The following is a 23,767-nucleotide window of genomic DNA, read 5'->3' as shown; positions in this document are numbered from 1 at the left end:
GTCGCGGTCAGGCCTTGGTGCTCTTGTATCCCCGCCCCCACTGGAGTCCCCACCCGTACAGGCGGTCCAGTTCGGCCTGGAAGCCGTACACGAACTTCACCTCGCGGCGGACGATCAGTTCCCCCTTGACGTTCTCCAGCGAGACCACCGCGCAGGAGCGGGCCTGCGGGTGGCGCTCCTCCAAAGGGATCTCGATCCGCGGCCCGGTGATCGGGTAGAGGGTGACCAGGGCGTGCGTCCGGTCGAAGGCCGGGGTCTGGTCGTAGATGTAGACGAAGACGAGCAGCCGCTTGATCGCCTCGGCGTGGTCGAGGTTGACGAAGATGGTCTCGCCGGACGGCGCCCCGAACCGGTCGTCGCCGCTGAGCTTCACGAACGGCGGGCTGTTGATGTCGCCGTGCAGGTTCCCCAGCGGCTGGACCACGCCCCGGGTGCCGTCGGCGAGTTCGTAGAGGCAACCGATGTCGAGGTCGACGTTGACCATGCCCTGGGTGTGCGCCTGCACCATGTCCGGCTTGAACAGCTTGAAGGGGTGCCGGAAGAGCCGGCCGCTCTGCCCGGACCGGCCTCCGATGTCGGAGGTGCGCATCCGCCAGGACAGGTTCACCCGCAGATTGCCGTGCACCGCCTGCTGTTTGGTGAGCGACACCGTCGGATGTCGTTTGGTCAGCTCGATCGCGTTGGACGAGGCCTGCCCCGAGTCGAACCTCATGGCCCGTGCGCCCCTGATGCCGTCGAAGAACCCCTCGAAGAAACTCATCTTCCCCCCTTGCCCCTGTGTCCCCGGTATCCCCTGTACGTACGGAAGCGGGGCGGCCCGCCGGGTCCGTGGCCCCCCGGACGTCGTCCGGGAGGGACCCTTGGGCCGCCCCGCAAATGGAGCGTTCCGCATTAACGCCGCGGTCATGCCTCGGCGGGTGATTCCTCCAGCTCCAGGCGCTTGTTGCGGCGCACGGAAGACCAGAAGGACCAGGCGATCAGGACGACGCCGACGAGGCCGGTGATGACCTCGTGGATCTCGTACTGGATCGTGACGAGCAGGATCACGGCGAGCGCGCCGATCGCGTAGTGCGCGCCGTGCTCCAGGTACACGTAGTCGTCGAGGGTGCCCTGGCGGACCAGGTAGACCGTCAGCGACCGGACGTACATGGCACCGATGCCGAGGCCGAGGGCCATGAGCACGATGTCGTTGGTGATGGCGAAGGCGCCGATGACCCCGTCGAAGGAGAAGGAGGCGTCGAGGACTTCGAGGTAGAGGAACATGAAGAAGGCGGCCTTGCCGGACATGACGACCGCGGAGACGGGCTTGCCGGTCTTCTTGGCCTCCTCCTCGGCCTCGTGCTCGGCTTCCTCCTCCTCTTCGAGCTTGTTCTCGAAGTAGCCGGAGAGGCCGCCGACGACCATGTAGGTGATCAGACCGGCGATACCGGAGATCAGGACGGTCTGCGCCTTGTCGACGTGCGCCCCGCCGTGCTGGTGGGCGTTGGCGGCGAAGGTCATCGAGGTGATGAGCAGGACGATCAGCGCGATGCACGCGGACAGCATGTCGACCTTGCCGAGCTTGGCCAGCGGGCGCTCCAGCCACGCGAGCCACTTGATGTCCCGGTCCTCGAAAATGAAGTCAAGGAAGATCATCAGCAGGAACATGCCACCGAAGGCGGCGATGGACGGGTGAGCGTCCGTCACCAGCTGCTGGTACATGTCCTTGTCATTGAGGGCGAGATCGACGGCCTCGATAGGACCGATCTTGGCACTGATCGCGACGATCACGACGGGGAAGACCAGTCGCATGCCGAAGACCGCGATGAGCACGCCGATCGTGAGGAAGATCTTCTGCCAGAAGGCACTCATCTTCTTCAGGATTCCGGCGTTGACCACCGCGTTGTCGAAGGACAGCGAGATCTCGAGGATCGAAAGGATCGCCACGATTCCAAAAGCGGTCCACCCCCCGTAGAACACCGCTGCGACCAGACCGAGCGCAGTGACTGCGAACGACCAGCCGAAGGTTTTGAGAACCACTGGCACCCCATCGTGTTGTACGGCTTTACGAAACGTTGACCCCGAAGTCTAGAGCGATGCCCCGGAGCCCCGACGCGTACCCCTGCCCCACGGCCCTGAACTTCCATTCGCCGCCGTACCGGTAGACCTCGCCGAAGATCATCGCGGTTTCGCTGGAGGCGTCCTCGGTGAGGTCGTAGCGGGCCAGTTCCTGGCCGTCGGCCTGGTTGACCACGCGGATGAAAGCATTGCTGACCTGGCCGAAGCTCTGCCGGCGGGCCTCCGCCTCATGGATCGAGACCGGGAAGACGATCTTGTCGACCTGGGCGGGCACCTTGCTCAGGTCGATGATGATCGACTCGTCGTCACCATCACCCTCGCCGGTGAGATTGTCCCCCGTGTGTTCGACGGAGCCGTCGGGGCTCGTCAGGTTGTTGTAGAAGACGAAGTAATCGTCCCCGAGCACCCGGCCGCTGTTGCACAGGAGCGCGCTGGCATCGAGGTCGAAGTCCGCCCCGGTGGTCGAGCGCGCGTCCCAGCCGAGTCCGATCAGAACCCGGGTGAGGTTCGGTGCGGCCTTGGACAGGGAGACATTGCCCCCCTTGGCGAGTGTGACGCCCATGTTGTGGTCCTCCCCGGACGACGTGGTGATGGTGGTGCCGGTGGTACAAGCCGGTCCGGCGCCGTACACACAGTGCACGGCGCCGGACGGGGTGCGGCCGCGGGAGCGGCCGTGGAGCTTGAGGCTCAGACGTTGACGCCGAAGTCCTGCGCGATGCCGCGCAGGCCCGAGGCGTAGCCCTGGCCGATGGCGCGGAACTTCCACTCCGCCCCGTTGCGGTACAGCTCGCCGAAGACCATGGCGGTCTCGGTCGAGGCGTCCTCGGAGAGGTCGTAGCGGGCGAGCTCGGTGTTGTCGGCCTGGTTCACGACGCGGATGTACGCGTTGCGGACCTGTCCGAAGCTCTGCTGGCGGCTCTCGGCCTCGTAGATCGAGACGGGGAAGACGATCTTGGACACGTCGGCCGGGACACCGGCGAGGTTGACCTTGATCGCCTCGTCGTCGCCTTCGCCCTCACCGGTGGTGTTGTCGCCGGTGTGCTCGACCGAGCCGTCCGGGCTCTTCAGGTTGTTGAAGAACACGAAGTTCGAGTCGTTGGCGACCTTGCCCTGGTCGTTGGTCAGGATCGCGCTGGCGTCGAGGTCGAAGTCGACACCGGTGGTGGTGCGAGCGTCCCAGCCGAGACCGACGATGACCGCCGTCAGGTTAGGCGCGGCCTTGGTCAGCGAGACGTTGCCGCCCTTGCTGAGGCTGACTCCCACGGGTCCTCCATAAGGTTTTGTGTGGGGCGGGGCCCCGTCGTGCGGTTGCTACCGGGATCAACGTTCCGATCCTAGTGACGGGTTCCCGCCTGTAACTGAATTCTCGTGCGGAACAATGCCCGGAAACAATGCCCGCGAGCGCGTCTCGTGGGCCTTCCGGGTCCCTCAGAGGCTGTCGAGGGCCTTGATGTACTCGTTCAGGTCACGCGCGTCGGGCAGGCCGTTGACGACGGTCCAGCGCACGATGCCGTCCTTGTCGATGATGAAGGTGCCGCGGACCGCACAGCCCTTCTCCTCGTCGAGGACGCCGTAGGCGCGGGAGGTCTCGCCGTGCGGCCAGAAGTCCGACAGCAGCGGGTAGTCCAGGTTCTCCTGCTCGCCGAAGACCCGCAGGGTCGGCACGGAGTCGTTGGAGACCGCCAGCAGCTGCACGTCGTCGTTCTGGAACCGGGGCAGCCGGTCGCGCAGCTCGCACAGCTCGCCGGTGCAGACGCCGGTGAAGGCGAACGGGTAGAAGAGCAGCACCACGGCCTTCTCCCCCCGGAAGTCGGAGAGCCGCACGGTGGCACCGTGGTTGTCCTTGAGTTCGAAGTCCGGGGCCTTGTCGCCGACCTCGATCGCCATCTGTCGCATCCCTTCGTTCCCGCATGCGTGCGTTGAGCTGTTCGGGTGAGTGCAGCCTAGGCCCTGTGGTCACGGCGGCGTCGGGCGCCGCTTCGACGACGGGGCCGGGGAGCGCAACGAACGCACCCCGCCGACCGGGGTCGATTCCGGTCGGCGGGGTGCGTTGTCCGCTTGACTGCGGGGCGCGGCTCAGCGCTTGGACTTGGCTGCGGTCTTGGGGGTCACCAACTTGGTGGCGGCCCACTCCTTGCCGACGCTGACGCTCCTGGTCTGCGACAGGCCGGCCGTTTCGGCGGCCTCGCTGATGTCACTGGCCTCGACGTAGCCGGGACGACCGGTCTTGGGGGTCAGCAGCAGGATCAGTGCGCCGTCCTCCACCAAGTTGATGGAATCGACCAGCGTGTCCGTCAGGTCGCCGTCTTCGTCCCGGAACCAGAGCAGCACCGCATCGGCGACGTCGTCGTACTCCTCGTCGACGAGATCATTGCCGATGTGACTCTCGACGGCGTCACGGAATTCCTGATCGACGTCGTCGTCGTAGCCGATCTCCTGGACCACCTGTTCGGACTCGAAACCCAGCCTGGAAACCAGACTGGTCTCCGCGTGGTCCGCGGTCGCGCTCACGGGGTGCCTCCTGCTCATGTTCGGTGAATGTCTTTCGGCGGCGCGCGTACGCGCAGCATTGGGCGTAGTCCACACGGGCGCGGCGGATCGCGCAAGTACCCGGCCGCCGAGACCGTCGAAACGGTGACGATTGCGGCCGTCTCGCCGCAACTTTCAGCCTTCCCTCCCGTGCCCCGGGTGATTCATCCCACACCATTGCGGCTCATTCGACGCCGCCAGAGGACTTTCCCGCCTGTTTGAGGGGCGAACGGCCTTACGAACCGGCTGATCGTCTTGGGCGTAAGGTTGCGATTTGGCCGTACCCGCTCGCCAACCGCTTGCCGCCCCTCCTCCCCGCTCCACCCGCGATGCCCGGAGTTTCCAGGGGTTACCCAGTGGTAGAGGTGAAGATTTCGGCCGAGCGTAAGACCATGGGAGGCGGCGACCCCAAGGCACGACTCCCCCGACAGCGAAGGAACAGCGTGGCTTCCGCATCCGATCGCAATCCGATCATCATTGGCGGCCTGCCGAGTCAGGTCCCGGACTTCGATCCGGAGGAGACGCAGGAGTGGCTCGACTCTCTGGACGCCGCCGTCGACGAGCGGGGCCGTGAACGCGCCCGCTACCTGATGCTGCGGTTGATCGAGCGGGCCCGCGAGAAGCGCGTGGCCGTGCCCGAGATGCGCAGCACGGACTACGTCAACACGATCGCCACCAAGGACGAGCCCTTCTTCCCCGGCAACGAGGAGATCGAGCGCAAGGTCCTGAACGCGACCCGGTGGAACGCGGCCGTCATGGTCTCGCGCGCCCAGCGTCCCGGGATCGGCGTCGGCGGTCACATCGCGACCTTCGCCTCCTCCGCCTCCCTCTACGACGTGGGCTTCAACCACTTCTTCCGGGGCAAGGACGAGGGCGACGGCGGCGACCAGATCTTCTTCCAGGGTCACGCCTCCCCCGGCATCTACGCCCGCGCCTACCTCCTCGACCGGCTCTCCGAGCAGCAGCTCGACGCGTTCCGGCAGGAGAAGTCGAAGGCTCCGTACGGTCTGTCCAGCTATCCGCACCCGCGGCTGATGCCGGACTTCTGGGAGTTCCCGACCGTCTCGATGGGTCTCGGTCCGCTCGGCGCCATCTACCAGGCGCGGATGAACCGGTACATGGAGGCGCGTGGGATCGCGGACACCTCCAAGTCCCACGTCTGGGCGTACCTCGGCGACGGCGAGATGGACGAGCCGGAGTCGCTCGGGCAGTTGTCCATCGCCGCCCGCGAGGGCCTGGACAACCTGACGTTCGTCGTCAACTGCAACCTCCAGCGGCTCGACGGCCCGGTGCGCGGCAACGGCAAGATCATCCAGGAGTTGGAGTCGCAGTTCCGCGGCGCCGGCTGGAACGTCATCAAGCTGATCTGGGACCGTTCCTGGGACCCGCTGTTGGCCCAGGACCGTGACGGCATCCTGGTCAACAAGATGAACTCGACGCCGGACGGGCAGTTCCAGACGTACGCCACCGAGTCCGGCGCGTACATCCGCGAGCACTTCTTCGGCGGCGACCAGCGGCTGCGCGCGATGGTCGAGAACATGACCGACTACCAGATCCAGCACCTGGGTCGCGGCGGTCACGACCACAAGAAGGTCTACGCGGCGTACGCGGCGGCCAAGGCCCACAAGGGTCAGCCGACGGTGATCCTGGCGCAGACGGTCAAGGGCTGGACGCTGGGCCCGAACTTCGAGGGCCGCAACGCGACGCACCAGATGAAGAAGCTCACGGTCGACGACCTCAAGCGCTTCCGCGACCGCCTGCACATCCCGATCACGGACGCCCAGTTGGAGGGCGGCGCGCCGCCGTACTACCACCCGGGCCGCAACTCCCCCGAGATCCAGTACATGCACGACCAGCGCAGCGCCCACGGCGGTTACGTGCCGACCCGTGTGGTGCGCGCGAAGCCGCTCCAGCTGCCGGACGAGAAGACCTACGCGGCGGCCAAGAAGGGTTCGGGCCAGCAGTCGATCGCCACGACGATGGCTTTCGTCCGCATCCTGAAGGACCTCATGCGGGACAAGGAGATCGGCAGGCGGTTCGTGCTGATCGCGCCCGACGAGTACCGCACCTTCGGCATGGACGCGTTCTTCCCGAGCGCCAAGATCTACAACCCGCTGGGTCAGCAGTACGAGGCGGTCGACCGCGAGCTGCTGCTCGCGTACAAGGAGTCGCCGACGGGCCAGATGCTGCACGACGGCATCTCGGAGGCGGGTTGCACGGCTTCGCTGATCGCGGCGGGTTCCGCGTACGCGACGCACGGCGAGCCGCTGATCCCGGTCTACGTCTTCTACTCGATGTTCGGTTTCCAGCGCACCGGTGACCAGTTCTGGCAGATGGCCGACCAGTTGGCGCGCGGTTTCGTCCTCGGTGCGACGGCGGGTCGAACCACCCTCACGGGTGAGGGCCTCCAGCACGCCGACGGTCACTCCCAGTTGCTGGCGTCGACCAACCCGGGCTGTGTGGCGTACGACCCGGCGTACGGGTACGAGATCGCGCACATCGTCAAGGACGGTCTGCGGCGGATGTACGGGCCCGACGCGGAGGACGTCTTCTACTACCTGACGGTCTACAACGAGCCGATCCGGCACCCCGCCGAGCCGGCGGACGTGGACGTGGACGGCATCCTCCAGGGCATCCACCGGGTGTCGGCCGGTACGGCGGGCACCATCGGGGCGCAGATCATGGCCTCCGGCGTGGCCGTGCCGTGGGCGTTGGAGGCCCAGCGCGTCCTGGCCGAGGACTGGGACGTCAAGGCCGACGTCTGGTCGGCGACCTCCTGGAACGAGCTGCGCCGCGAGGCCGTCTCGGTGGAGGAGCACAACCTGCTCCACCCGGAGGAGGAGCAGCGCGTCCCGTACGTGACCCGGAAGCTGTCGGGTGCCGAGGGGCCGTTCGTGGCGGTCTCGGACTGGATGCGGTCGGTGCCGGACCAGATCTCGCGGTGGGTTCCGGGTGCGTACACCTCGCTGGGTGCGGACGGCTTCGGCTTCGCGGACACGCGGGGCGCGGCGCGCCGGTTCTTCCACATCGACGCGCAGTCGGTGGTGCTGGCGGTGCTGACCGAGCTGGCGAAGGCGGGGAAGGTCGACCGTTCGCTGCTGAAGCAGGCGATCGACCGGTACCAGCTGCTGGACGTCACCGCGGCCGACCCGGGCGCGGCGGGCGGCGACGCCTGACGCCCGTGACGGGCTGATCGTCGGGAGCGGGGTCGGGGCGGATGCCCCGGCCCCGCTCCCTTCTGCGTTCTCACGGGGTTTACGCAGTCCTTACGATGCTGGGCATGAAGGAAGCCTCCCGGCAGTCGCGGTGGGAGCGGCGGACGCAGACTCCGCTGCTCGTGCTCGCCCTGACGTTCGCCGTCGCCTATGCCGTGCCGATCGTCGCGCCCGACGCGGGCCCGGTCGTGCACCGGGCCTGCACCCATGCGGAGTGGGTGGTGTGGGGGGCCTTCGCCGCCGACTACCTGGTGCGGTTGTTCCTGTCGCCGGCCCGCGGGGCCTTCGTGCGAACCCACTGGCTGGACCTGGCGGCGGTGCTGCTGCCGATGATCCAGCCGTTGCGGCTGCTGCGGCTGGTGTCGACGCTGATGCTGGTCGGGCGGCGGGCCCGGATGGCGCCGCAGATCCGGTTGACGACGTACGTGGCGGGCTCGGTGGTCGGGCTGCTGATGTTCGGCTCGCTCGCGGTGCTGAGCGTGGAGCGGGACGCCCCCGACGGCAACATCAAGAACCTCGGGGACGCCCTGTGGTGGTCGGTGACCACCATGACGACGGTCGGGTACGGGGACCACTCCCCGACGACCGGGCTTGGCCGGCTGCTGGCGGTCGGGCTGATGCTGTCCGGGATCGCCCTGCTCGGTGTGGTGACGGCGAACATCGCCGCCTGGTTCATCTCCCGCTTCGAGCGCGACGACCAGGTGGAGCGGGCCCAGACCGCGGCGATCACCGAGCTGACCGCCGAGGTCCGGGCCCTGCGCGCCGAGGTCGCCCGGCTCGGTGGCGGCGCGGGGGCCGGCCCGCTCGGGGACCTCGGGGACCACGGGGCCGCCGGGCCCGTGGCCGCCGCCGCGGCCGGTCGGCCGGGGTCCCCGGCACCGCTCGGGGCTACCGCTCCCACACCTTGAAGGCCCTGACCTGGTAGGGCGAGGAGGGCAGCCAGACCCCGTCACCCGGGTAGGTCTGGAACTCCCCCGTCTCCGCGCATTCGGCCGACTGGTACGTGGTCACCGGACGGCCGACCCGGTTGGCGAGCGACTGGGCGCTGGTCCCGGGGGGCAGGGCGGTGCAGCTGTTGATGCTGACGGTGCTCAGCTCGTGGGTCTGCTTGGCGCCCTTGAAGTCCGGCTTCGCCCACAGGCACAGCTGACCGGGGGCGCAGGCCGGGAGGGGCGGTGGCCCGGCGGCGTGCGCTCCGGTGGCCGTGCCGGGGATCAGGGCGGTGGCGGCGAGGACGGCGGCGGCCAGGAAGGTGCTGGGGCGGGTGGGGAAACTCGTACGCATGACGGGTCAACTCCTTGTGGACACGGGGTCCCGGACCGTTTCCGGGTTTCCGATGGCACCACGCTGACCTGCGACGACCGTCGGGCGGAAGGGGACGCGGGCGGGTCCACCCGGATTGGCGACAGCCCCGCCGGAACCGTCCGGCGGGGCTGTCGGGCGTACGGGGTTGACGCCGTCGCGGGGGTTTCGGGCCGGCTCAGATGTGGGCCGCGCCCGCCCCCTCGGCGGCGTTGTCGCCGCGCTTGGTGAAGCAGGCCACGACCGCGGCGAGGACCGCGACGACGCCGGCGACGGTGAAGGCGGTGCTCATGCCGGACACGAACGTGTCGTGGGCGACCGTGGTGATCGCCTGGGCCACCTCGGCGGGGACGCCCTCGGGGACGGGCGCGATGCCGACCTGGACGCCCTTCTCGGCGAGGTCGAGCTGTTCGGGGGTGAGCGGCGGGAGCTGCGCCTTGATCCAGTTGTCCCCGAACGAGTCACTGACGGTGCCCGCCATGACCGCGCCGAGCACGGCGGTGCCGAGGCTGCCGCCGACCTGCATGGCGGCCTGCTGGAGCCCGCCGGCGACGCCGGACAGTTCCAGCGGGGCGTTGCCGACGATGACTTCGGTGGCGCCGACCATGACGGGTGCGAGGCCGAGGCCGAGGAGGGCGAACCAGATCGACATGGTGAGGGTGGCGGTGTCCGGGGTGAGCCGGGCCATCCCGAAGCAGGCGACGGCGGTGGCGACCATGCCGGCCACGAGCGGGACGCGCGGGCCGACCTTGGTGATGGCGGCGCCGGCCAGCGGCGATCCGATGATCATCATGCCGGTGAGCGGCAGCAGGTGCAGGCCGCTGTCGACCGGGCTCATGCCGTGCACGTTCTGCAGGTAGAAGGTGACGAAGAACAGGCCCCCCATGAAGGCGAAGGCCATCAGCACCATGAGGACGGTGCCGGCGGACAGGGGCACGGAGCGGAACATGCCGAGCGGGATCAGCGGCTCGGAGACCTTGGTCTCCCAGACGGCGAACAGCACGAACAGGATCACGGACGCGGCGAGGAAGAACAGGGTCTTCCAGTCCCCCCAGCCCCATTCGGCGGCCTTGATGAGGGCCCAGATCAACGAGAACATCGCGCCGGACAGGAGCAGGATGCCCGGGACGTCGAAGGAGCGCGGGGCGTTCTCGGCCCGGTGGTCGAGCAGGATGAACAGGCCGAAGGCGAGCGCGATGATGCCGACGGGCACGTTGATGAAGAAGACGGACTGCCAGTTGACGTGCTCGACGAGCAGGCCGCCGACGATGGGGCCGGCGGCGGTCGAGGCGCCGATGACCATGCCCCAGATGCCGATGGCCATGTTGAGCTTCTCGGCGGGGAAGGTGGCGCGCAGCAGGCCGAGCGCGGCGGGCATCAGCAGGGCGCCGAAGAGGCCTTGGGCCACGCGGAAGCCGATGACGAGTTCCACGCCGGTGGACAGGCCGATGGCGGCCGAGGAGACCGCGAAGCCGGCGATGCCGATGAGGAAGGTCTGCCGGTGTCCGAAGCGGTCGCCGAGCTTGCCGGCGGTGATCAGGGAGACCGCGAGGGCGAGCAGGTAGCCGTTGGTGATCCACTGCACGTCGGCGAGCGAGGCGCCGAGGTCCTTCTGGATCGCGGGGTTGGCGACGGCGACGATCGTGCCGTCGAGGGTGACCATCATGACGCCGATCGCCACGGCGAAGAGGGTCAACCAGGGGTGACCGCGCAGTCCGGTGCGGGCCGATGCCGGGCCTTGTCCACCGGCGGGTCCCCGGTCCTTGACGGTGATCTGACTAGTCATGCGAACAGGCTAGTGACAGCGACTGACACTTCACAAACGGCTTAACGAGACAGCAACTGTCAGGTCGGTCACAGGTACCCTGACCGCTCACTGAGCGTCAGAAAGGGAACCCACGGTGATGACCGACCTGCGGCCCGCCCCGGATTCCCCGGCGGCCGGACTGCGCGAACGCAAGAAGCGGCGCACCCGCGACGCGCTGCTGCGCGCCGCCCTCCTGCTCTTCATCGCGCAGGGCTACGAGCAGACGACCGTCGACGAGATCACCGACGCGGTGGACGTCTCCCAGCGCACCTTCTTCCGCTACTTCGCGAACAAGGAGGAGGTCGCCTTCACCGTCCAGGACATCGTCGAGTCCCACTTCCTCGCCGAACTCCGGTCCCGTCCGGCCTTCGAGGGTCCGATGGAGGCCATGCGCAACGCGGTGCTCGCCGGCTGGGACACCGTCGAGGAGGCCATCTCCGAGGTGGTCCCGGTCGACCTGTACATGCGCGGCTACCAGCTCATCGAGTCCACTCCGGCCCTGCTCGCCGTCCACCTGCGGCGCTCCACGGAGCTGGAGGAGGAGATCTCCCGGCTGATCGCCGCCCGCGAGGGCCTGGACCTGGACGTCGACCCGCGCCCCCGGGTGGTCGTCGCCGCGTTCTCCGGTGTGATGCGGGTCACCGGCCGCCTGTGGGGGCAGGGCCAGGACGCCAGCGTGGCCGCGATCCGGCGGATGACCGAGGCGTACCTCGACCAGATCGGTCCGGCGCTGGCCGCGCACTGGCGGCGGCCCGCGTAGGAGGCCGTGTACACGGCGAGGTGCGGGGCGAGCCGGCGGGCGGCGTACGACGCGCCGGCGCGCGGGATGGATCACGCGGGTGTGACACGGTCGGCGGTGACGCCCGTCACCTGGCGCGCCACTGGCTCGAACGGTCTCCTAGGCTGGCTCCAGTGAACCTGCCCGGCCCCGTCCACCACCTCGCCGGCGCCTCCGAGCGCCCCGCCGCCCTGCGCACCCTGTTCGTGCTGGCGGTCGTCCTCGTCATGATGGTGACGACGGGCTGGACCGCCGTCCACCGCCCCGAGTCGGGCGTCTCGCCGCGTGCCGTGGCGCTCTCGGCGTGGGCCGTGGCCCGCATCGACGGCCGCCCGCTGCCGCCGGCCGACGCGCCCGCCCGCACGGTGGCCCGTTTCTTCGGCAGCCTCGACGGCGCCCAGCGCGCCCGGCTCGCGGACGGCTACCCGCTCGTCGTCGGAAACCTCGACGGCGTCCCGGCCACCATCCGCTACCGGGCCAACCTGCGCGGCCTGGAGCAGGCGCGACGCGTCGAGGAGGCCCGCAGCCGGGACGTCGGCGTGACCCCGACCGACCGGGCCGAGGCCACCCGCCGCGTGCACCGCTTCGAGTCCCTCGCGGATCCCGACCGGCAGATCCTCACCTTCGATCCCACCGGCGACGGGCTCGTCGCCGAGGTCTTCGGCGACCTCGACCGGGCCCGCCGCGTGTCGGTGATCGTGCCCGGCGTCGACACCGACGTGGTCACCTTCGAGCGCAGCCGGCGCCGGCTCACCTCGCCCGTCGGCATGGCGCAGTCCCTGTACGAGGCCGAGCGCGCGGCCGCGCCCGACGGTCGGACCGCCGTCATCGCCTGGGCCGGGTACACCGCGCCGATAGGCGTGGGCGTGGACGCCGCGACGGGCCGGCTGGCGGCGGACGGAGCGGCCCGGCTGGAGTCGCTCGCCACGGCCCTGCCCGGGAACGCGAGCGTGGCCCTGTTCTGCCACAGCTACGGGTCGGTGGTGTGCGGGGTCGCCGCGCACCACCTGCCGGCGCGGGTGACCGACGTGGTGGTGGCGGGCAGCCCGGGCATGCGCGCGTCGAGCGCCGCCGACCTGCACACCCGCGCACGGGTGTGGGCGACGCGGGACCCCGGCGACTGGATCGCCGACGTGCCGCACCTGGAGGTCGGCGGGGTGGGCCACGGGGCGGATCCGGTCTCCCGGGCCTTCGGCGCGCGGCGGCTGTCCTCGGCCGGGGCCGGGAGCCACAACGGCTACTTCGAGCCAGGCACGGCCTCGTTGGACAACTTCGCCAAGATCGGAACCGGCACCTTCGCTTCCGTCGTGTGCGCGAGCGGCGCCGACGGCTGCGGCAACGGAATTTCGCCGCAGACCGGCTGACCAGGGCTGACGAGGGCAAACGGGCACTCCCGGGCATGGAGGGCGGGAAAACCGTTCCTGCGGCCAGGGGACGCGCGGGGGCCCGTCCCTCTACGATGAGCCGCATGGGGGATGTATTGGCCGGAAACCATGCCGTCTGGGAACTCGACTCGGACGCGGTGATCATCCGCTTCACGAGGGGGCTGCGCACACCGAGGCTCTGGCACGCCCTGGGGGAACGACACATCCCCCTGGAGGCGCTGTCCGAGGTGACCGTGACCGGGGGGAAACGGGACACGGCGGTGCTGCGCGCCGTCCCGCGCCCGGGAGCGGATCCGCTGATGGAGGTCGCCGCGGGGCAGCTGAAGGAAGCCTGCGACCCGTACCGCCTGGTCCTGCCCGGCGATCGGGCACCCCGGGCGGCTTCGCTGGTCGACGCCCTGCGGGGACGGCTGGGACCCGCCGCACCGGCCGAACGATTCCTGGTCCGCGCCCCGGAACCGCCGATCCACCTGAAGGCGTACGACGCACGGGTGGGCTTCGACGGTTCGGCGGTCACCTTCCAGTGGTCGCGCACGGGCGCCAGCGGCACGAAGTGGAAAGCGGGCGACCAGCGGTACCCGCTGGCCGAGATCGGCGGGGTCGAGTGGCGCTCCCCCGACGGCCCGGACGGCCATCTGCGGCTCCTGCCCCGCGACGGCGTCGCCGCCGGTGACGCGCGGCCCGACCACGACCTGGCGGCCGCGGTGTTCGGGATCGGATACGGGGCGGTGCACGAGTCGCTGCCGTTCGCCGCGTCCGTCCTCGCCGCCGTCGGCGGAAGGGCCGGTTCCGATCCGCACCCGCAGGTCGACGAGCGGCTCCGGCACCTGAGCGAGCTGCACGGCGCGGGCCTGCTCACCGACGCCGAGTACACGGCCCTGCGCGACCGCTTCGCGGCCGACGCCTGAGCGCGGCGGCGGGGGGACGGCCTCCCAACGGGGGACGGCCTCCCCCACCACCGCGCCGGATCCGAAGACGACGGCCTAGCCCTCCCGCGCCGCCGACGTGGAGCTCATGTCGGGGTAGCGGTCGCCCGCCACCCGGGAGGCGATCGGTTCGAGCAGCGCGAGTTCGGCGGCCGTCAGGGTGATGCGGGTGGCGGCCGCGTTCTCGGCGAGTCGGCCCGGCTTGCGGGTGCCCGGGATCGGGACCACCGGCAGGCCGTGCACCTTCGCCCGCTGCTGCACCCACGCCAGGGCGATCTGCGCCGGCGTCGCCCCGTGGGCGGCGGCGATCTCCCGGACGGGGGCCAGCAGCGCCGCGTTGGTCCTGGCGTTGTCGCCGGTGAACCGCGGCTGGTACCTGCGGAAGTCGTCCGTCGACAGGTCCGTGCCCGCGTCCGCGAACGCCCCGGTGAGGAAGCCGCGCCCGAGCGGGGAGTAGGGCACGAAGGCCACGCCCAGCTCCGCCGCCGCGCCGACCGCGCTGTGCTCCACGTCCCGGCTGAACAGCGACCACTCCGACTGGAGCGCCGTGATCGGGTGCACCGCGTGCGCCTCGCGCAGTTCGGCCCCGGTGACCTCGCTCAGCCCCAGGTAACGCACCTTCCCCTCCCGGACCAGCTCCGCCATGGCGCCCACCGACTCGGCGAACGGCACGGCCGGGTCGCGCCGGTGCATGTAGTAGAGGTCGATGACGTCGGTACCGAGCCGGCGCAGGCTGCCCTCGACGGCCTGCCGGACGTAGGCGGGGTCGTTGCGGATGCCCCGGTAGTGCGGGTCGTCGTTGCGTTCGATGGCGAACTTCGTGGCCAGGGTGATCTCGTCCCGGTGGGCGGCCACGAACGGCGCGATGAACTCCTCGTTGCGGCCGCGCCCGTAGACGTCCGCGGTGTCGATGAGGGTGACCCCCGCCGTCAGCGCCGCCTCCAGGGTCTCCCGCGCGACCGCCTCGTCGGTGTCCCCGTAGAACTCGCTCATGCCCATGCAGCCCAGGCCCTGGACGCCCACCAACGGGCCGCCCTTGCCCAGCTCGACCCGCTCGATGACCTTGTCGTGCTCCGTCATGGCCGTGCCTTCCCCGTCGTCGTGCCCATCGAGTACATCCCGATCTTGTAGTCCAGTACGGCGAGCGCGTCGGTCAGCTCCGTGATCCGCGACCGCACCTCGCGGCGCGTCCGCTCCAGCAGCTCGCGCCGCTGGTCGACGGTGTGCGCGCCCTCGCGGACCAGTTCCGCGTACCGGACCATGTCCGCCACCGACATCCCGGTGGCGCGCAGCTTGCCCACGAAGGCCAGCCAGTCGAGGTCCTTGTCGGTGAACCGCCGCTGTCCCGAGTGGGAGCGGTCCACGTGCGGCATCAGGCCGATCCGCTCGTACCAGCGCAGTGTGTGCTGGGTCAGACCGGTGCGGGCCTCGACCTCGCTGATCGTGTACCGCGTCTGCGTCAGGCTCATGACTCCACGCTAAAACCTTGGAGCGCACTCCAGGCAAGTAGGCTCGGCCGCATGGAGAACAGCCTGGAGAGTCTGCGGATCATCGAGAACTGGCCGGTGACGACGGCCGCCGCCGCCGTGGTCCGCGCCGACGGGAGCACGGCCGGTTCCCACGGCCCCGTCGACCACCCGTTCCGCCTGGCCTCGGTGACCAAGCCGCTCGCCGCGTACGCCGCCCTCGTCGCGTACGAGGAGGGGGCGATCGAACTGGACGAACCGGCCGGACCGGAGGGTTCCACGGTCCGTCACCTGCTCGCGCACACCAGCGGGCTGGCCTTCGACGAGCACCGTGTGACGGGGGCTCCCGGGCAGCGCCGGCTGTACTCCAACGCCGGTTTCGAGGTGCTAGGCGACCACATCGCGAAGGCCACCGGCATCCCCTTCGCCGAGTACCTGCACCAGGCCGTCTTCGAACCGCTGGGCATGGCGTCGAGCGTGCTGCACGGCTCCCCCGCGAAGGACGGCGTGTCCACCGTGTCCGACCTGACGCGGTTCGCCGCCGAGCTCCAGGCGCCCCGGCTGCTCGACGTCCGCACCGTCGCCGAGGCCACCGCCGTCGTGCACCCGGGCCTCAAGGGCGTCCTGCCGGGCTACGGGCACCAGTCCCCCAACGACTGGGGGCTCGGCCTGGAGATCCGCGACGGCAAGTCCCCGCACTGGACGGGTCACACGTCCTCGCCCCGGACCTTCGGGCACTTCGGCCAGTCGGGCACCTTCCTGTGGGTGGACCCGGAGGCGCGCGCCGCGTGCGTGGCGCTGACCGACCGCGCCTTCGGCCCGTGGGCCGTGGAGGCCTGGACCCCGTTCACGGACGCGGTCCTCGCCGAACTGCGTTCCTGATCCGCCGGATCCGCGGGGCAGCCGCTACGGCAGCTCCCAGATCAGCAGTTCCCCCGGGGAGCCCGCGGTGATCTCCAACCCGCTCTCGCGGGTGATCCGCGCCGAGTCGCCGGGGCCCAGTTCCTCCCCGTCGAGCCGCAGGTCCCCCCGGACGACGTGCAGGTAGATCCGCTCGGCGACCGGCACGGCGACCCGCTCGCCCGCGCCGGGCCGCCGCACGCGCAGTACGGCACCGGCCGCGGGGATCTCGTACGCGGCGCCGTCGGCGAGGTCCCGAACGAGCGTGTACGAGGGCTCGCCGCCCGCCACGAGCGGGGCGAGCCAGGTCTGTACGAACCGCAGCCGCTCCGGGCCGTCGTTGCGCTCGACGTGCCGCGCCCCGGATCCGGTGCCGAAGTGCTGCACGTCGCCGGGGCGCACCTGCCCGCTGTGCCCGCCGGCGCTGTCCTTGTGGGTGAGTTCGCCCTCGACCACCCAGGTGACGATCTCGGTGTGGCTGTGCGCGTGCTCCTCGAAGCCGGAGCCGGGCCGCAGGGTCTCCTCGTTGCAGGCCAGCACCGGGCCGAAACGGATGTTGTCCGGGTCGTAGAAGGACCCGAAGGAGAAGGCGTGCCGGGTCGTGATCCCGGCGGCCGGGTCCCCGCCCTCGTACCGGTCGGCGGCGCGGCGTACATCAATCATGAAGGCCACCGTAGACCCCGCCGGCCGCGGCGCGACTCGGGGCGCGGGCCCTGCGCCGCGAGACCGGAGTCCGCGCCGGGGCGCCGATAGGGCAGTCTTGTCCCGTGCCCCAACCCGAACGTGAGCCTTCTCCCGAGACCAGCCCCGCGCACCCGGCGCATGCCGCGCACCCCGCCCATCCGCACACCGCGACGCTGCGCAGGCTGGAGAAATCCTCCGGTCGGCTCGCCGCCAACGCCATCGCGCGCATGGACGAGACCCTGCCGTGGTACCGGGCGATGCCGCCGGAGAACCGGTCCTGGATCGGCCTGGTCGCCCAGGCGGGCATCGCCGCGTTCACGGAGTGGTTCCGGCACCCGGAGACCCCGCAGGCGATCTCGACCGACGTGTTCGGGACGGCTCCGCGCGAACTGACCCGGGCGATCACGCTGCGGCAGACCGTGGAGATGGTCCGCACGACGATCGAGGTGATGGAGACCGCGATCGACGAGGTCGCGGCCCCCGGCGACGAGTCGATCCTGCGGGAGGCGCTGCTGGTGTACGCCCGGGAGATCGCCTTCGCGACGGCCCAGGTGTACGCCCAGGCGGCCGAGGCGCGCGGGGCGTGGGACGCCCGGCTGGAGTCCCTGGTCGTCAACGCGGTGCTGTCGGGCGAGGCCGACGAGGGCGCCCTGTCCCGGGCCGCGGCGCTGGGCTGGAACTCGCCGGAGCACGTGTGCGTCATCCTGGGCACCGCCCCGGACGGGGACAGCGAACTGACGGTCGAGGCGATCCGGCGCGCGGCCCGGCACCACAAGCTCCAGGTCCTCACGGGTGTGCTGGGCGACCGGCTGGTGGTCATCGCGGGCGGCAGCGACAACCCGATGCAGGTGGCGAAGTCCCTGATCGGACCGTTCGCGGCGGGTCCCGTGGTGGCGGGTCCGGTGGTCCCGGACCTGCTGAACGCGACGAAGTCGGCGCAGGCCGCCGCGGCCGGACTGAAGGCCTGTACGGCGTGGCAGGACGCGCCGCGCCCCGTTCTGGCGGATGATCTCCTGCCCGAGCGCGCCATCGCCTCCGATCCCTCGGCGAGGGAGCAGTTGGTGGAGGAGATCTACAGACCACTGGAGGAGGCGGGGTCGGCACTCCTGGAGACGCTGAGCGTCTACCTGGAGCAGGCGAGCAGTCTGGAAGGGGCCGCGCGGATGCTGTTCGTCCACCCGAACACGGTGCGCTACCGGCTCCGACGTGTGACCGACGTCACCGGCTGGTCACCCTCCGATGTCCGTTCGGCGTTCACGTTGCGGATCGCCCTGATCCTGGGGCGCCTGGCCGACGGCGATCCCCAGTCCTAGACTTTTGTCGGACATCAACAATTACCCCGTCGGTTCTTCGTCCCTGTCCCCACGGGCGGCGCGGGCCACATACAAGAGAGAGTGTGAGGGTGCTCGTACTCGTCGCTCCAGGCCAAGGCGCTCAGACGCCCGGCTTCCTGACTCCCTGGCTCGAACTCCCCGGCGCCGCCGAGCGCGTCGCGGGGTGGTCCGACGCCATCGGGCTCGACCTTGCCCACTACGGCACGAAGGCCGACGCGGACGAGATCCGCGACACGGCGGTGGCCCAGCCGCTGCTGGTCGCCGCGGGTCTGCTGTCCGCCTCCGCGCTCGGCACCACGACCGCCTTCGGCGCGGTCGCCGGTCACAGCGTCGGTGAGATCACCGCGGCCGCGTACGCCGGTGTGCTGAGCGAGGACGACGCGCTGTCGTTCGTACGCACCCGGGGGCTCGGCATGGCCGAGGCCGCCGCCGTCACCGAGACCGGCATGGCCGCGGTGCTGGGCGGTGACCGTGACGTGGTCGTCGCGCACCTGGAGAAGCTGGGGCTGACCCCGGCGAACATCAACGGTGCGGGCCAGATCGTGGCCGCCGGCACCGCGGAGCAGATCGCCGCCCTCGTGGCCGACAAGCCCGAAGGCTCCATGAAGGTCGTCGCCCTCAAGGTCGCGGGCGCGTTCCACACCCACCACATGGCGCCCGCGGTCGCCACGCTGGAGAAGGCCGTCGAGGCCCTCGACCCGGCGGACCCGGCGCTGAAGTACGTGTCGAACAAGGACGGTCGGGTCGTGACCACGGGCGCCGATGTCGTCGCCCGGCTGGTCGGCCAGGTGGCCAACCCGGTCCGTTGGGACCTGTGCATGGAGACGTTCGCCGAACTGGGCGTCACCGGGATCGTCGAGCTCTGCCCGGGCGGCACCCTTCAGGGTCTGGCCAAGCGTGCGCTCAAGGGCGTACCGGCCGTCGCCCTGAAGACGCCGGACGATCTCGACAAGGCCGCCGCGCTCCTCGCCGAGCACGCGGTCTGAGAGAAGGAGCCCACACAGCATGTCGAAGATCAAGCCGGCCAAGGGCTCCCCGTACGCCCGCATCCTCGGGGTGGGCGGCTACCGCCCGGTCCGTGTGGTGCCCAACGAGGTCATCCTGGAGACGATCGACTCGTCCGACGAGTGGATCCGTTCGCGTTCCGGCATCGCGACCCGGCACTGGGCCTCGCCCGAGGAGACGGTCGCCGCGATGTCGGTGGAGGCCTCGGGCAAGGCGCTGGCCGACGCCGGGGTCGCCCCCGAGCAGATCGGCGCCGTGATCGTCTCCACGGTGTCGCACTTCAAGCAGACCCCGGCCGTCGCGACCGAGATCGCGCACCGGATCGGGGCGGTCAAGCCCGCCGCTTTCGACATCTCCGCGGGTTGTGCCGGGTTCGGCTACGGCCTGACCCTGGCCAAGGGCCTGGTGGTGGAGGGGTCGGCGCAGTACGTCCTCGTCATCGGTGTCGAGCGGCTGTCGGACCTCACCGACCTGGAGGACCGCGCGACGGCCTTCCTGTTCGGCGACGGCGCCGGCGCCGTGGTCGTCGGCCCTTCGGACGAGCCGGCCATCGGCCCCACGGTGTGGGGTTCGGAGGGCGACAAGTCCGAGACGATCAAGCAGACCGTGCCGTGGGACGAGTACCTCGGCAAGGGCGGCGGGGAGAAGTTCCCGGCCATCACCCAGGAGGGTCAGGCGGTCTTCCGCTGGGCCGTCTTCGAGATGGCCAAGGTGGCCCAGCAGGCGCTCGACGCGGCCGGGATCACCGCGGACGACCTGGACGTCTTCATTCCGCACCAGGCAAACATGCGGATCATCGACTCGATGGTGAAGACTCTGAAGCTGCCGGAGCACGTCACGGTCGCCCGTGACGTCGAGACCACCGGCAACACCTCGGCCGCCTCGATTCCGCTCGCTATGGAGCGGCTCCTGGCGACCGGTGCGGCGAAGAGCGGCGACACCGCGCTCGTCATCGGCTTCGGGGCGGGACTCGTCTACGCCGCGACGGTCGTTACCCTCCCCTAGGGTCGGGATCCCTTTCCCTCCCTGAACATCCAGTCAGCTAAAGAAGGAGCGCCACATGGCCGCCACGCAGGAAGAGATCCTCGAAGGTCTCGCGGAGATCGTCAACGAGATCGCCGGCATCCCGCAGGAGGACGTCCAGCTCGACAAGTCCTTCACCGACGACCTGGACGTCGACTCGCTGTCCATGGTCGAGGTCGTCGTCGCCGCCGAAGAGCGCTTCGAGGTCAAGATCCCGGACGAGGACGTCAAGAACCTCAAGACGGTCGGCGACGCCGCCGACTACATCCTGAAGAACCAGGCCTGAGCCTGACGAGCGTTTGTCGCCACCTGGCGGTGGCGCCGTGACAATTCAGCACCCCCTGAGACGTGGAGAAAGAATTCCTGTGAGCCCGACCAATCGCACCGTGGTCGTCACCGGTATCGGCGCAACCACTCCGCTGGGTGGCGACAGCGCTTCGACCTGGGAAGGTCTGCTTGCCGGCCGTTCCGGCGTATCGCCCCTGGAGGGCGAGCGTTTCGCCGAACTGCCGGTCCGTATCGCCGCGCAGGCCGCCGTGGACCCGAGCGAGGTACTGCCCCGTCCGCTGGCCCGCAAGTTGGACCGCTCGGCGCAGTTCGCCGTCATCGCGGCCCGCGAGGCCTGGGCCGACGCGGGGTACACCGCCCCGGCCGGCGAGGACGAGTCCATCGCGCCCGAGCGTCTGGGTACCGTGATCGCCTCCGGAATCGGTGGCGTGACGACCCTGCTCGACCAGTACGACGTACTGAAGGAGAAGGGTGTGCGCCGGGTCTCCCCGCACACCGTCCCCATGCTCATGCCGAACGGCCCCTCGGCCAACGTCGGCCTGGAGGTCAACGCCCGCGCGGGCGTTCACACCCCGGTCAGCGCGTGCGCCTCGGGTGCCGAGGCCATCGGCTACGCCGTGGAGATGATCCGTACCGGCCGTGCCGACGTGGTCGTCGCCGGCGGTACCGAGGCTGCGATCCACCCGCTGCCGATCGCCGCGTTCGCCAACATGATGGCGATGTCCAAGAACAACGATCACCCCGAGCAGGCCTCGCGCCCGTACGACAAGGCCCGTGACGGCTTCGTCCTCGGCGAGGGCGCCGGCGTGGTCATCCTGGAGTCCGCCGAGCACGCCGCCGCGCGCGGTGCGCGGGTGTACTGCGAGGTCCTGGGTCAGGGTCTGTCCGCGGACAGCCACCACATCGCGCAGCCGGAGCCCACGGGCCGCGGCGTCGCCGCCGCGCTGCGGAACCTGCTCGACAACACGGGTCTGGACCCGGCCGAGCTGGTGCACCTGAACGCGCACGCCACGTCCACCCCGCAGGGGGACACGGCCGAGCTGAAGGCGCTGCGCAAGGTGCTGGGCGACGACCTCGACCACATCGCGATCTCCGCGACCAAGTCGATGACCGGTCACCTGCTGGGTGGTGCCGGCGGCATCGAGACGGTGGCGACCGTGCTGGCGCTGTACAACCGGATCGCCCCGCCGACGATCAACATCGACGACCTGGACGACGACATCGACGCGGACATCGTTCGCGGCGAGCCGCGCAAGCTGCCCGTCGACGGTCCGATCTCCGCGATCAACAACTCCTTCGGTTTCGGCGGGCACAACGTCTCGCTGGCGTTCCGCTCCGTCTGAGTCGCGCGCACCGAGTGAGAGGGGCCCCACCCGGCGGTTGCCGGGTGGGGCCCCTCTCGCGTGTCGTCCGTGTGTCGCGGGGTCAGACCACCTGGTGGAGCCAGCGCACGGGGGCGCCTTCGCCGGCGTGGCGGAACGGCTCCAACTCGTCGTCCCAGGGCTTGCCGAGCAGTTTGGCGATCTCGGCTTCCAGGTCGGTCTCGCCGTGCGCGGATCGGACGAGGGCGGCGCGCAGTCGGTCCTCGGGGACGAGGATGTCTCCGTGCATTCCGGTGACGGCGTGGAAGATGCCGAGTTCCGGGGTGGAGCTGTATCGCTCGCCCTCGGAGGTCGAGCAGGGTTCGGCCGTCACCTCGAAGCGCAACAGGTGCCAGCCGCGCAGGGCGGATGCGAGTTTCGACGCGGTGCCCGCTTCGGCCTGCCAGGAGAATTCGGCTCTCCAGGTGCCGGGGGAGGCGGGCTGTCTGATCCAGTCGAGGTTCACCCGCACCCCGAGTACGCCCGCAACAGCCCATTCCACGTGCGGGCAGAGCGCACGCGGCGCGGAATGCACGTACAGAACTCCACGTGTCGTCACCGGGACCTCCAGTGTGGGACGAGGTCGGGAATAAACTCCAGAAAACGGACAGTATGTGACGTGATGTAATTTACCGGAAATGATCTGACATTGCGTCGTGGGACGTGCGGCCGAAACGCCACGGGAAAAAGCTACCGTGCGCGGGGGGTCCCGGTGTGACGTACGGTCGCTCCAAACCCCGTGAACGCAGAGCATTCACTCAGCAGGACGCCCCGGAAGGACGGGGCGACGAGGGAGGGACCACCCGATGGGCACCACCGCTCCACGCCGTCGCGCGCGCAGGAGGCTGACGGGCGCGCTCGCGGCGGTCGCCGTGCTGGCCGGGGTGGTCACGGGGTGTGACGGTGGCGAGCCGGCGTCCGAGGGCGAGCGGGGGGCGCAGGCGGGTCCCCGTTGGAACACCGCGCCGACCTCGATCGCCGCCGTCGGCGACTCCATCACGCGCGGCTTCGACGCCTGTTCGGTGTTGGCGGACTGCCCGGAGGTCTCCTGGGCGACCGGCGACGACCCCGCGGTCGACTCCCTCGCCACCCGCCTCATCGGGGCCGCCCAGGCGCCCGCGCGCAGTTGGAACCACGCGGTGACCGGCTCGCGCATGGCGGACCTGCCGGGGCAGCTGGCTTCGGCCGCCGCGCACAAGCCCGACCTGGTCACGGTCATGGTGGGCTCCAACGACGCCTGCCGGCCGCTGGCTTCGTCGATGACCTCGGTGGCCGACTTCCGGGCCGGTTTCGAGAAGGCGCTGGCCGGCCTGCGGGCGGCGTCCCCGACCTCGCAGGTGTACGTCTCCTCGGTGCCGGACCTCCAGCGGCTGTGGGAACAGGGCAAGGACCTGCCGATGGTGCGCCAGATCTGGAAGCTGGGGATCTGCCAGTCGATGCTGGCCGATCCGCTCTCCCTGGCGACGGGCGCGACCTCGCGACGGGAGGAGGTGCGGGCGCGGGTGGTCGAGTACAACGAGGTACTGCGCGAGGTCTGCGCGAAGGACCCGCTCTGCCGTTACGACGGGGGTGCGGTGTTCCAGTACCCCTTCTCGGCCGAGCAGTTGAGCCGCTGGGACTTCTTCCATCCGGGGAAGGACGGACAGGCCCGGCTGGCGGAACTCGCGCACCGACAGGTGACGGCGGCGAAGCCGCCGCGTTGACGG

Annotated in this window: 24 protein-coding genes; 12 read left to right on the top strand and 12 right to left on the bottom strand. The window is 70.2% G+C overall.

What is annotated here, in order from left to right:
• Positions 1-7 precede the first annotated feature (7 nt).
• The 6 genes from ADK55_RS12005 to ADK55_RS11980 form a co-directional block, all read right to left on the bottom strand.
• On the bottom strand, positions 8-760 hold the full coding sequence (locus tag ADK55_RS12005) for a TerD family protein (RefSeq protein ID WP_053677878.1): 753 nt from the start codon (positions 758-760) through the stop codon (positions 8-10).
• Between the two features lie 143 nt (positions 761-903).
• The gene (locus ADK55_RS12000; protein ID WP_053677876.1) at positions 904-2,019 is read right to left on the bottom strand and encodes a DUF475 domain-containing protein; all 1,116 of its coding nucleotides are present in this window, start codon (positions 2,017-2,019) and stop codon (positions 904-906) included.
• Positions 2,020-2,044: 25 nt separating this feature from the next.
• Positions 2,045-2,620: a TerD family protein gene (locus ADK55_RS11995; RefSeq protein ID WP_053677921.1), complete on the bottom strand. Its 576-nt coding sequence runs from the start codon at positions 2,618-2,620 to the stop codon at positions 2,045-2,047.
• Between the two features lie 125 nt (positions 2,621-2,745).
• The gene (locus ADK55_RS11990) at positions 2,746-3,321 is read right to left on the bottom strand and encodes a TerD family protein (RefSeq protein ID WP_053677874.1); all 576 of its coding nucleotides are present in this window, start codon (positions 3,319-3,321) and stop codon (positions 2,746-2,748) included.
• 165 nt (positions 3,322-3,486) lie between these two features.
• Positions 3,487-3,945 (bottom strand): peroxiredoxin, encoded by a 459-nt coding sequence (locus ADK55_RS11985; protein ID WP_053677873.1) that lies wholly within the window; start codon positions 3,943-3,945, stop codon positions 3,487-3,489.
• Positions 3,946-4,134: 189 nt separating this feature from the next.
• Positions 4,135-4,569 carry a DUF3052 domain-containing protein gene (locus tag ADK55_RS11980; protein WP_053677871.1) on the bottom strand — a complete coding sequence of 145 codons (435 nt, stop codon included), beginning with the start codon at positions 4,567-4,569 and terminating at the stop codon, positions 4,135-4,137.
• 461 nt (positions 4,570-5,030) lie between these two features.
• Between ADK55_RS11980 and aceE the strand changes: the two genes are divergently transcribed.
• Both aceE and ADK55_RS11970 read left to right on the top strand, forming a co-directional pair.
• A complete protein-coding gene (gene aceE, locus ADK55_RS11975; RefSeq protein ID WP_053677869.1) occupies positions 5,031-7,763 on the top strand; it encodes a pyruvate dehydrogenase (acetyl-transferring), homodimeric type in 2,733 nt (910 codons plus the stop codon).
• A 104-nt stretch (positions 7,764-7,867) separates the two neighbouring features.
• A complete protein-coding gene (locus tag ADK55_RS11970) occupies positions 7,868-8,710 on the top strand; it encodes a potassium channel family protein (RefSeq protein WP_078998808.1) in 843 nt (280 codons plus the stop codon).
• Here the strand turns inward: ADK55_RS11970 and ADK55_RS11965 are convergent.
• Both ADK55_RS11965 and ADK55_RS11960 read right to left on the bottom strand, forming a co-directional pair.
• Positions 8,691-9,086: a peptidase inhibitor family I36 protein gene (locus ADK55_RS11965; protein WP_053677867.1), complete on the bottom strand. Its 396-nt coding sequence runs from the start codon at positions 9,084-9,086 to the stop codon at positions 8,691-8,693. The genes ADK55_RS11970 and ADK55_RS11965 overlap by 20 nt on opposite strands.
• A gap of 196 nt (positions 9,087-9,282) precedes the next feature.
• Positions 9,283-10,770 carry an MFS transporter gene (locus ADK55_RS11960; protein ID WP_420713621.1) on the bottom strand — a complete coding sequence of 496 codons (1,488 nt, stop codon included), beginning with the start codon at positions 10,768-10,770 and terminating at the stop codon, positions 9,283-9,285.
• A 238-nt stretch (positions 10,771-11,008) separates the two neighbouring features.
• Between ADK55_RS11960 and ADK55_RS11955 the strand changes: the two genes are divergently transcribed.
• From ADK55_RS11955 to ADK55_RS11945, 3 genes are all read left to right on the top strand, one after another.
• Positions 11,009-11,671 carry a TetR/AcrR family transcriptional regulator gene (locus ADK55_RS11955; protein ID WP_053677863.1) on the top strand — a complete coding sequence of 221 codons (663 nt, stop codon included), beginning with the start codon at positions 11,009-11,011 and terminating at the stop codon, positions 11,669-11,671.
• 245 nt (positions 11,672-11,916) lie between these two features.
• Entirely contained in the window at positions 11,917-13,053 is a 1,137-nt protein-coding gene (locus ADK55_RS11950) for an alpha/beta hydrolase (RefSeq protein ID WP_053677919.1), read from the top strand.
• 104 nt (positions 13,054-13,157) lie between these two features.
• Positions 13,158-13,982 (top strand): DUF4429 domain-containing protein, encoded by an 825-nt coding sequence (locus ADK55_RS11945; RefSeq protein WP_053677862.1) that lies wholly within the window; start codon positions 13,158-13,160, stop codon positions 13,980-13,982.
• A 75-nt stretch (positions 13,983-14,057) separates the two neighbouring features.
• Here the strand turns inward: ADK55_RS11945 and ADK55_RS11940 are convergent, their stop codons facing one another.
• Together ADK55_RS11940 and ADK55_RS11935 are read right to left on the bottom strand one after the other, a co-directional pair.
• Complete coding sequence (locus ADK55_RS11940; RefSeq protein ID WP_053677859.1) at positions 14,058-15,080, bottom strand: aldo/keto reductase; 1,023 nt, start codon at positions 15,078-15,080, stop codon at positions 14,058-14,060.
• Positions 15,077-15,469: a MerR family transcriptional regulator gene (locus ADK55_RS11935; protein ID WP_053677857.1), complete on the bottom strand. Its 393-nt coding sequence runs from the start codon at positions 15,467-15,469 to the stop codon at positions 15,077-15,079. The genes ADK55_RS11940 and ADK55_RS11935 overlap by 4 nt, the downstream gene beginning before the upstream one ends.
• 63 nt (positions 15,470-15,532) lie before the next feature.
• Here ADK55_RS11935 and ADK55_RS11930 point away from each other — a divergent pair, with 63 nt between their 5' ends.
• Positions 15,533-16,348, top strand: coding sequence for a serine hydrolase domain-containing protein (locus ADK55_RS11930; RefSeq protein ID WP_199826497.1), 816 nt, complete (start codon positions 15,533-15,535; stop codon positions 16,346-16,348).
• 24 nt (positions 16,349-16,372) lie between these two features.
• Here ADK55_RS11930 and ADK55_RS11925 read toward each other — a convergent pair whose 3' ends face one another.
• Entirely contained in the window at positions 16,373-17,029 is a 657-nt protein-coding gene (locus ADK55_RS11925) for a pirin family protein (protein ID WP_053677917.1), read from the bottom strand.
• A gap of 104 nt (positions 17,030-17,133) precedes the next feature.
• Here ADK55_RS11925 and ADK55_RS11920 point away from each other — a divergent pair, with 104 nt between their 5' ends.
• From ADK55_RS11920 to fabF, 5 genes are all read left to right on the top strand, one after another.
• A complete protein-coding gene (locus ADK55_RS11920; RefSeq protein ID WP_053677854.1) occupies positions 17,134-18,363 on the top strand; it encodes a PucR family transcriptional regulator in 1,230 nt (409 codons plus the stop codon).
• Positions 18,364-18,452: 89 nt separating this feature from the next.
• Entirely contained in the window at positions 18,453-19,370 is a 918-nt protein-coding gene (locus ADK55_RS11915; protein ID WP_053677852.1) for an ACP S-malonyltransferase, read from the top strand.
• Positions 19,371-19,389: 19 nt separating this feature from the next.
• The gene (locus tag ADK55_RS11910) at positions 19,390-20,394 is read left to right on the top strand and encodes a ketoacyl-ACP synthase III (RefSeq protein WP_053677850.1); all 1,005 of its coding nucleotides are present in this window, start codon (positions 19,390-19,392) and stop codon (positions 20,392-20,394) included.
• Positions 20,395-20,449: 55 nt separating this feature from the next.
• On the top strand, positions 20,450-20,698 hold the full coding sequence (locus ADK55_RS11905) for an acyl carrier protein (protein ID WP_053677848.1): 249 nt from the start codon (positions 20,450-20,452) through the stop codon (positions 20,696-20,698).
• A 79-nt stretch (positions 20,699-20,777) separates the two neighbouring features.
• Complete coding sequence (gene fabF, locus ADK55_RS11900) at positions 20,778-22,043, top strand: beta-ketoacyl-ACP synthase II (RefSeq protein ID WP_053677846.1); 1,266 nt, start codon at positions 20,778-20,780, stop codon at positions 22,041-22,043.
• 82 nt (positions 22,044-22,125) lie between these two features.
• On the opposite strand, the gene ADK55_RS11895 is transcribed toward fabF, so the two are convergent.
• Entirely contained in the window at positions 22,126-22,620 is a 495-nt protein-coding gene (locus ADK55_RS11895) for a DUF3145 domain-containing protein (protein ID WP_053677844.1), read from the bottom strand.
• Positions 22,621-22,867: 247 nt separating this feature from the next.
• On the opposite strand from ADK55_RS11895, the gene ADK55_RS11890 reads away from it, so the two are divergent.
• Positions 22,868-23,764 carry an SGNH/GDSL hydrolase family protein gene (locus tag ADK55_RS11890; RefSeq protein ID WP_053677842.1) on the top strand — a complete coding sequence of 299 codons (897 nt, stop codon included), beginning with the start codon at positions 22,868-22,870 and terminating at the stop codon, positions 23,762-23,764.
• Positions 23,765-23,767: the final 3 nt, after the last annotated feature.

The organism is Streptomyces sp. WM4235 (assembly GCF_001279725.1).
GTDB lineage: Bacteria > Actinomycetota > Actinomycetes > Streptomycetales > Streptomycetaceae > Streptomyces.
The sequence above is the reverse complement of the archived record's forward strand: the minus strand, read 5'-3'. Positions and strand labels throughout refer to the sequence as shown.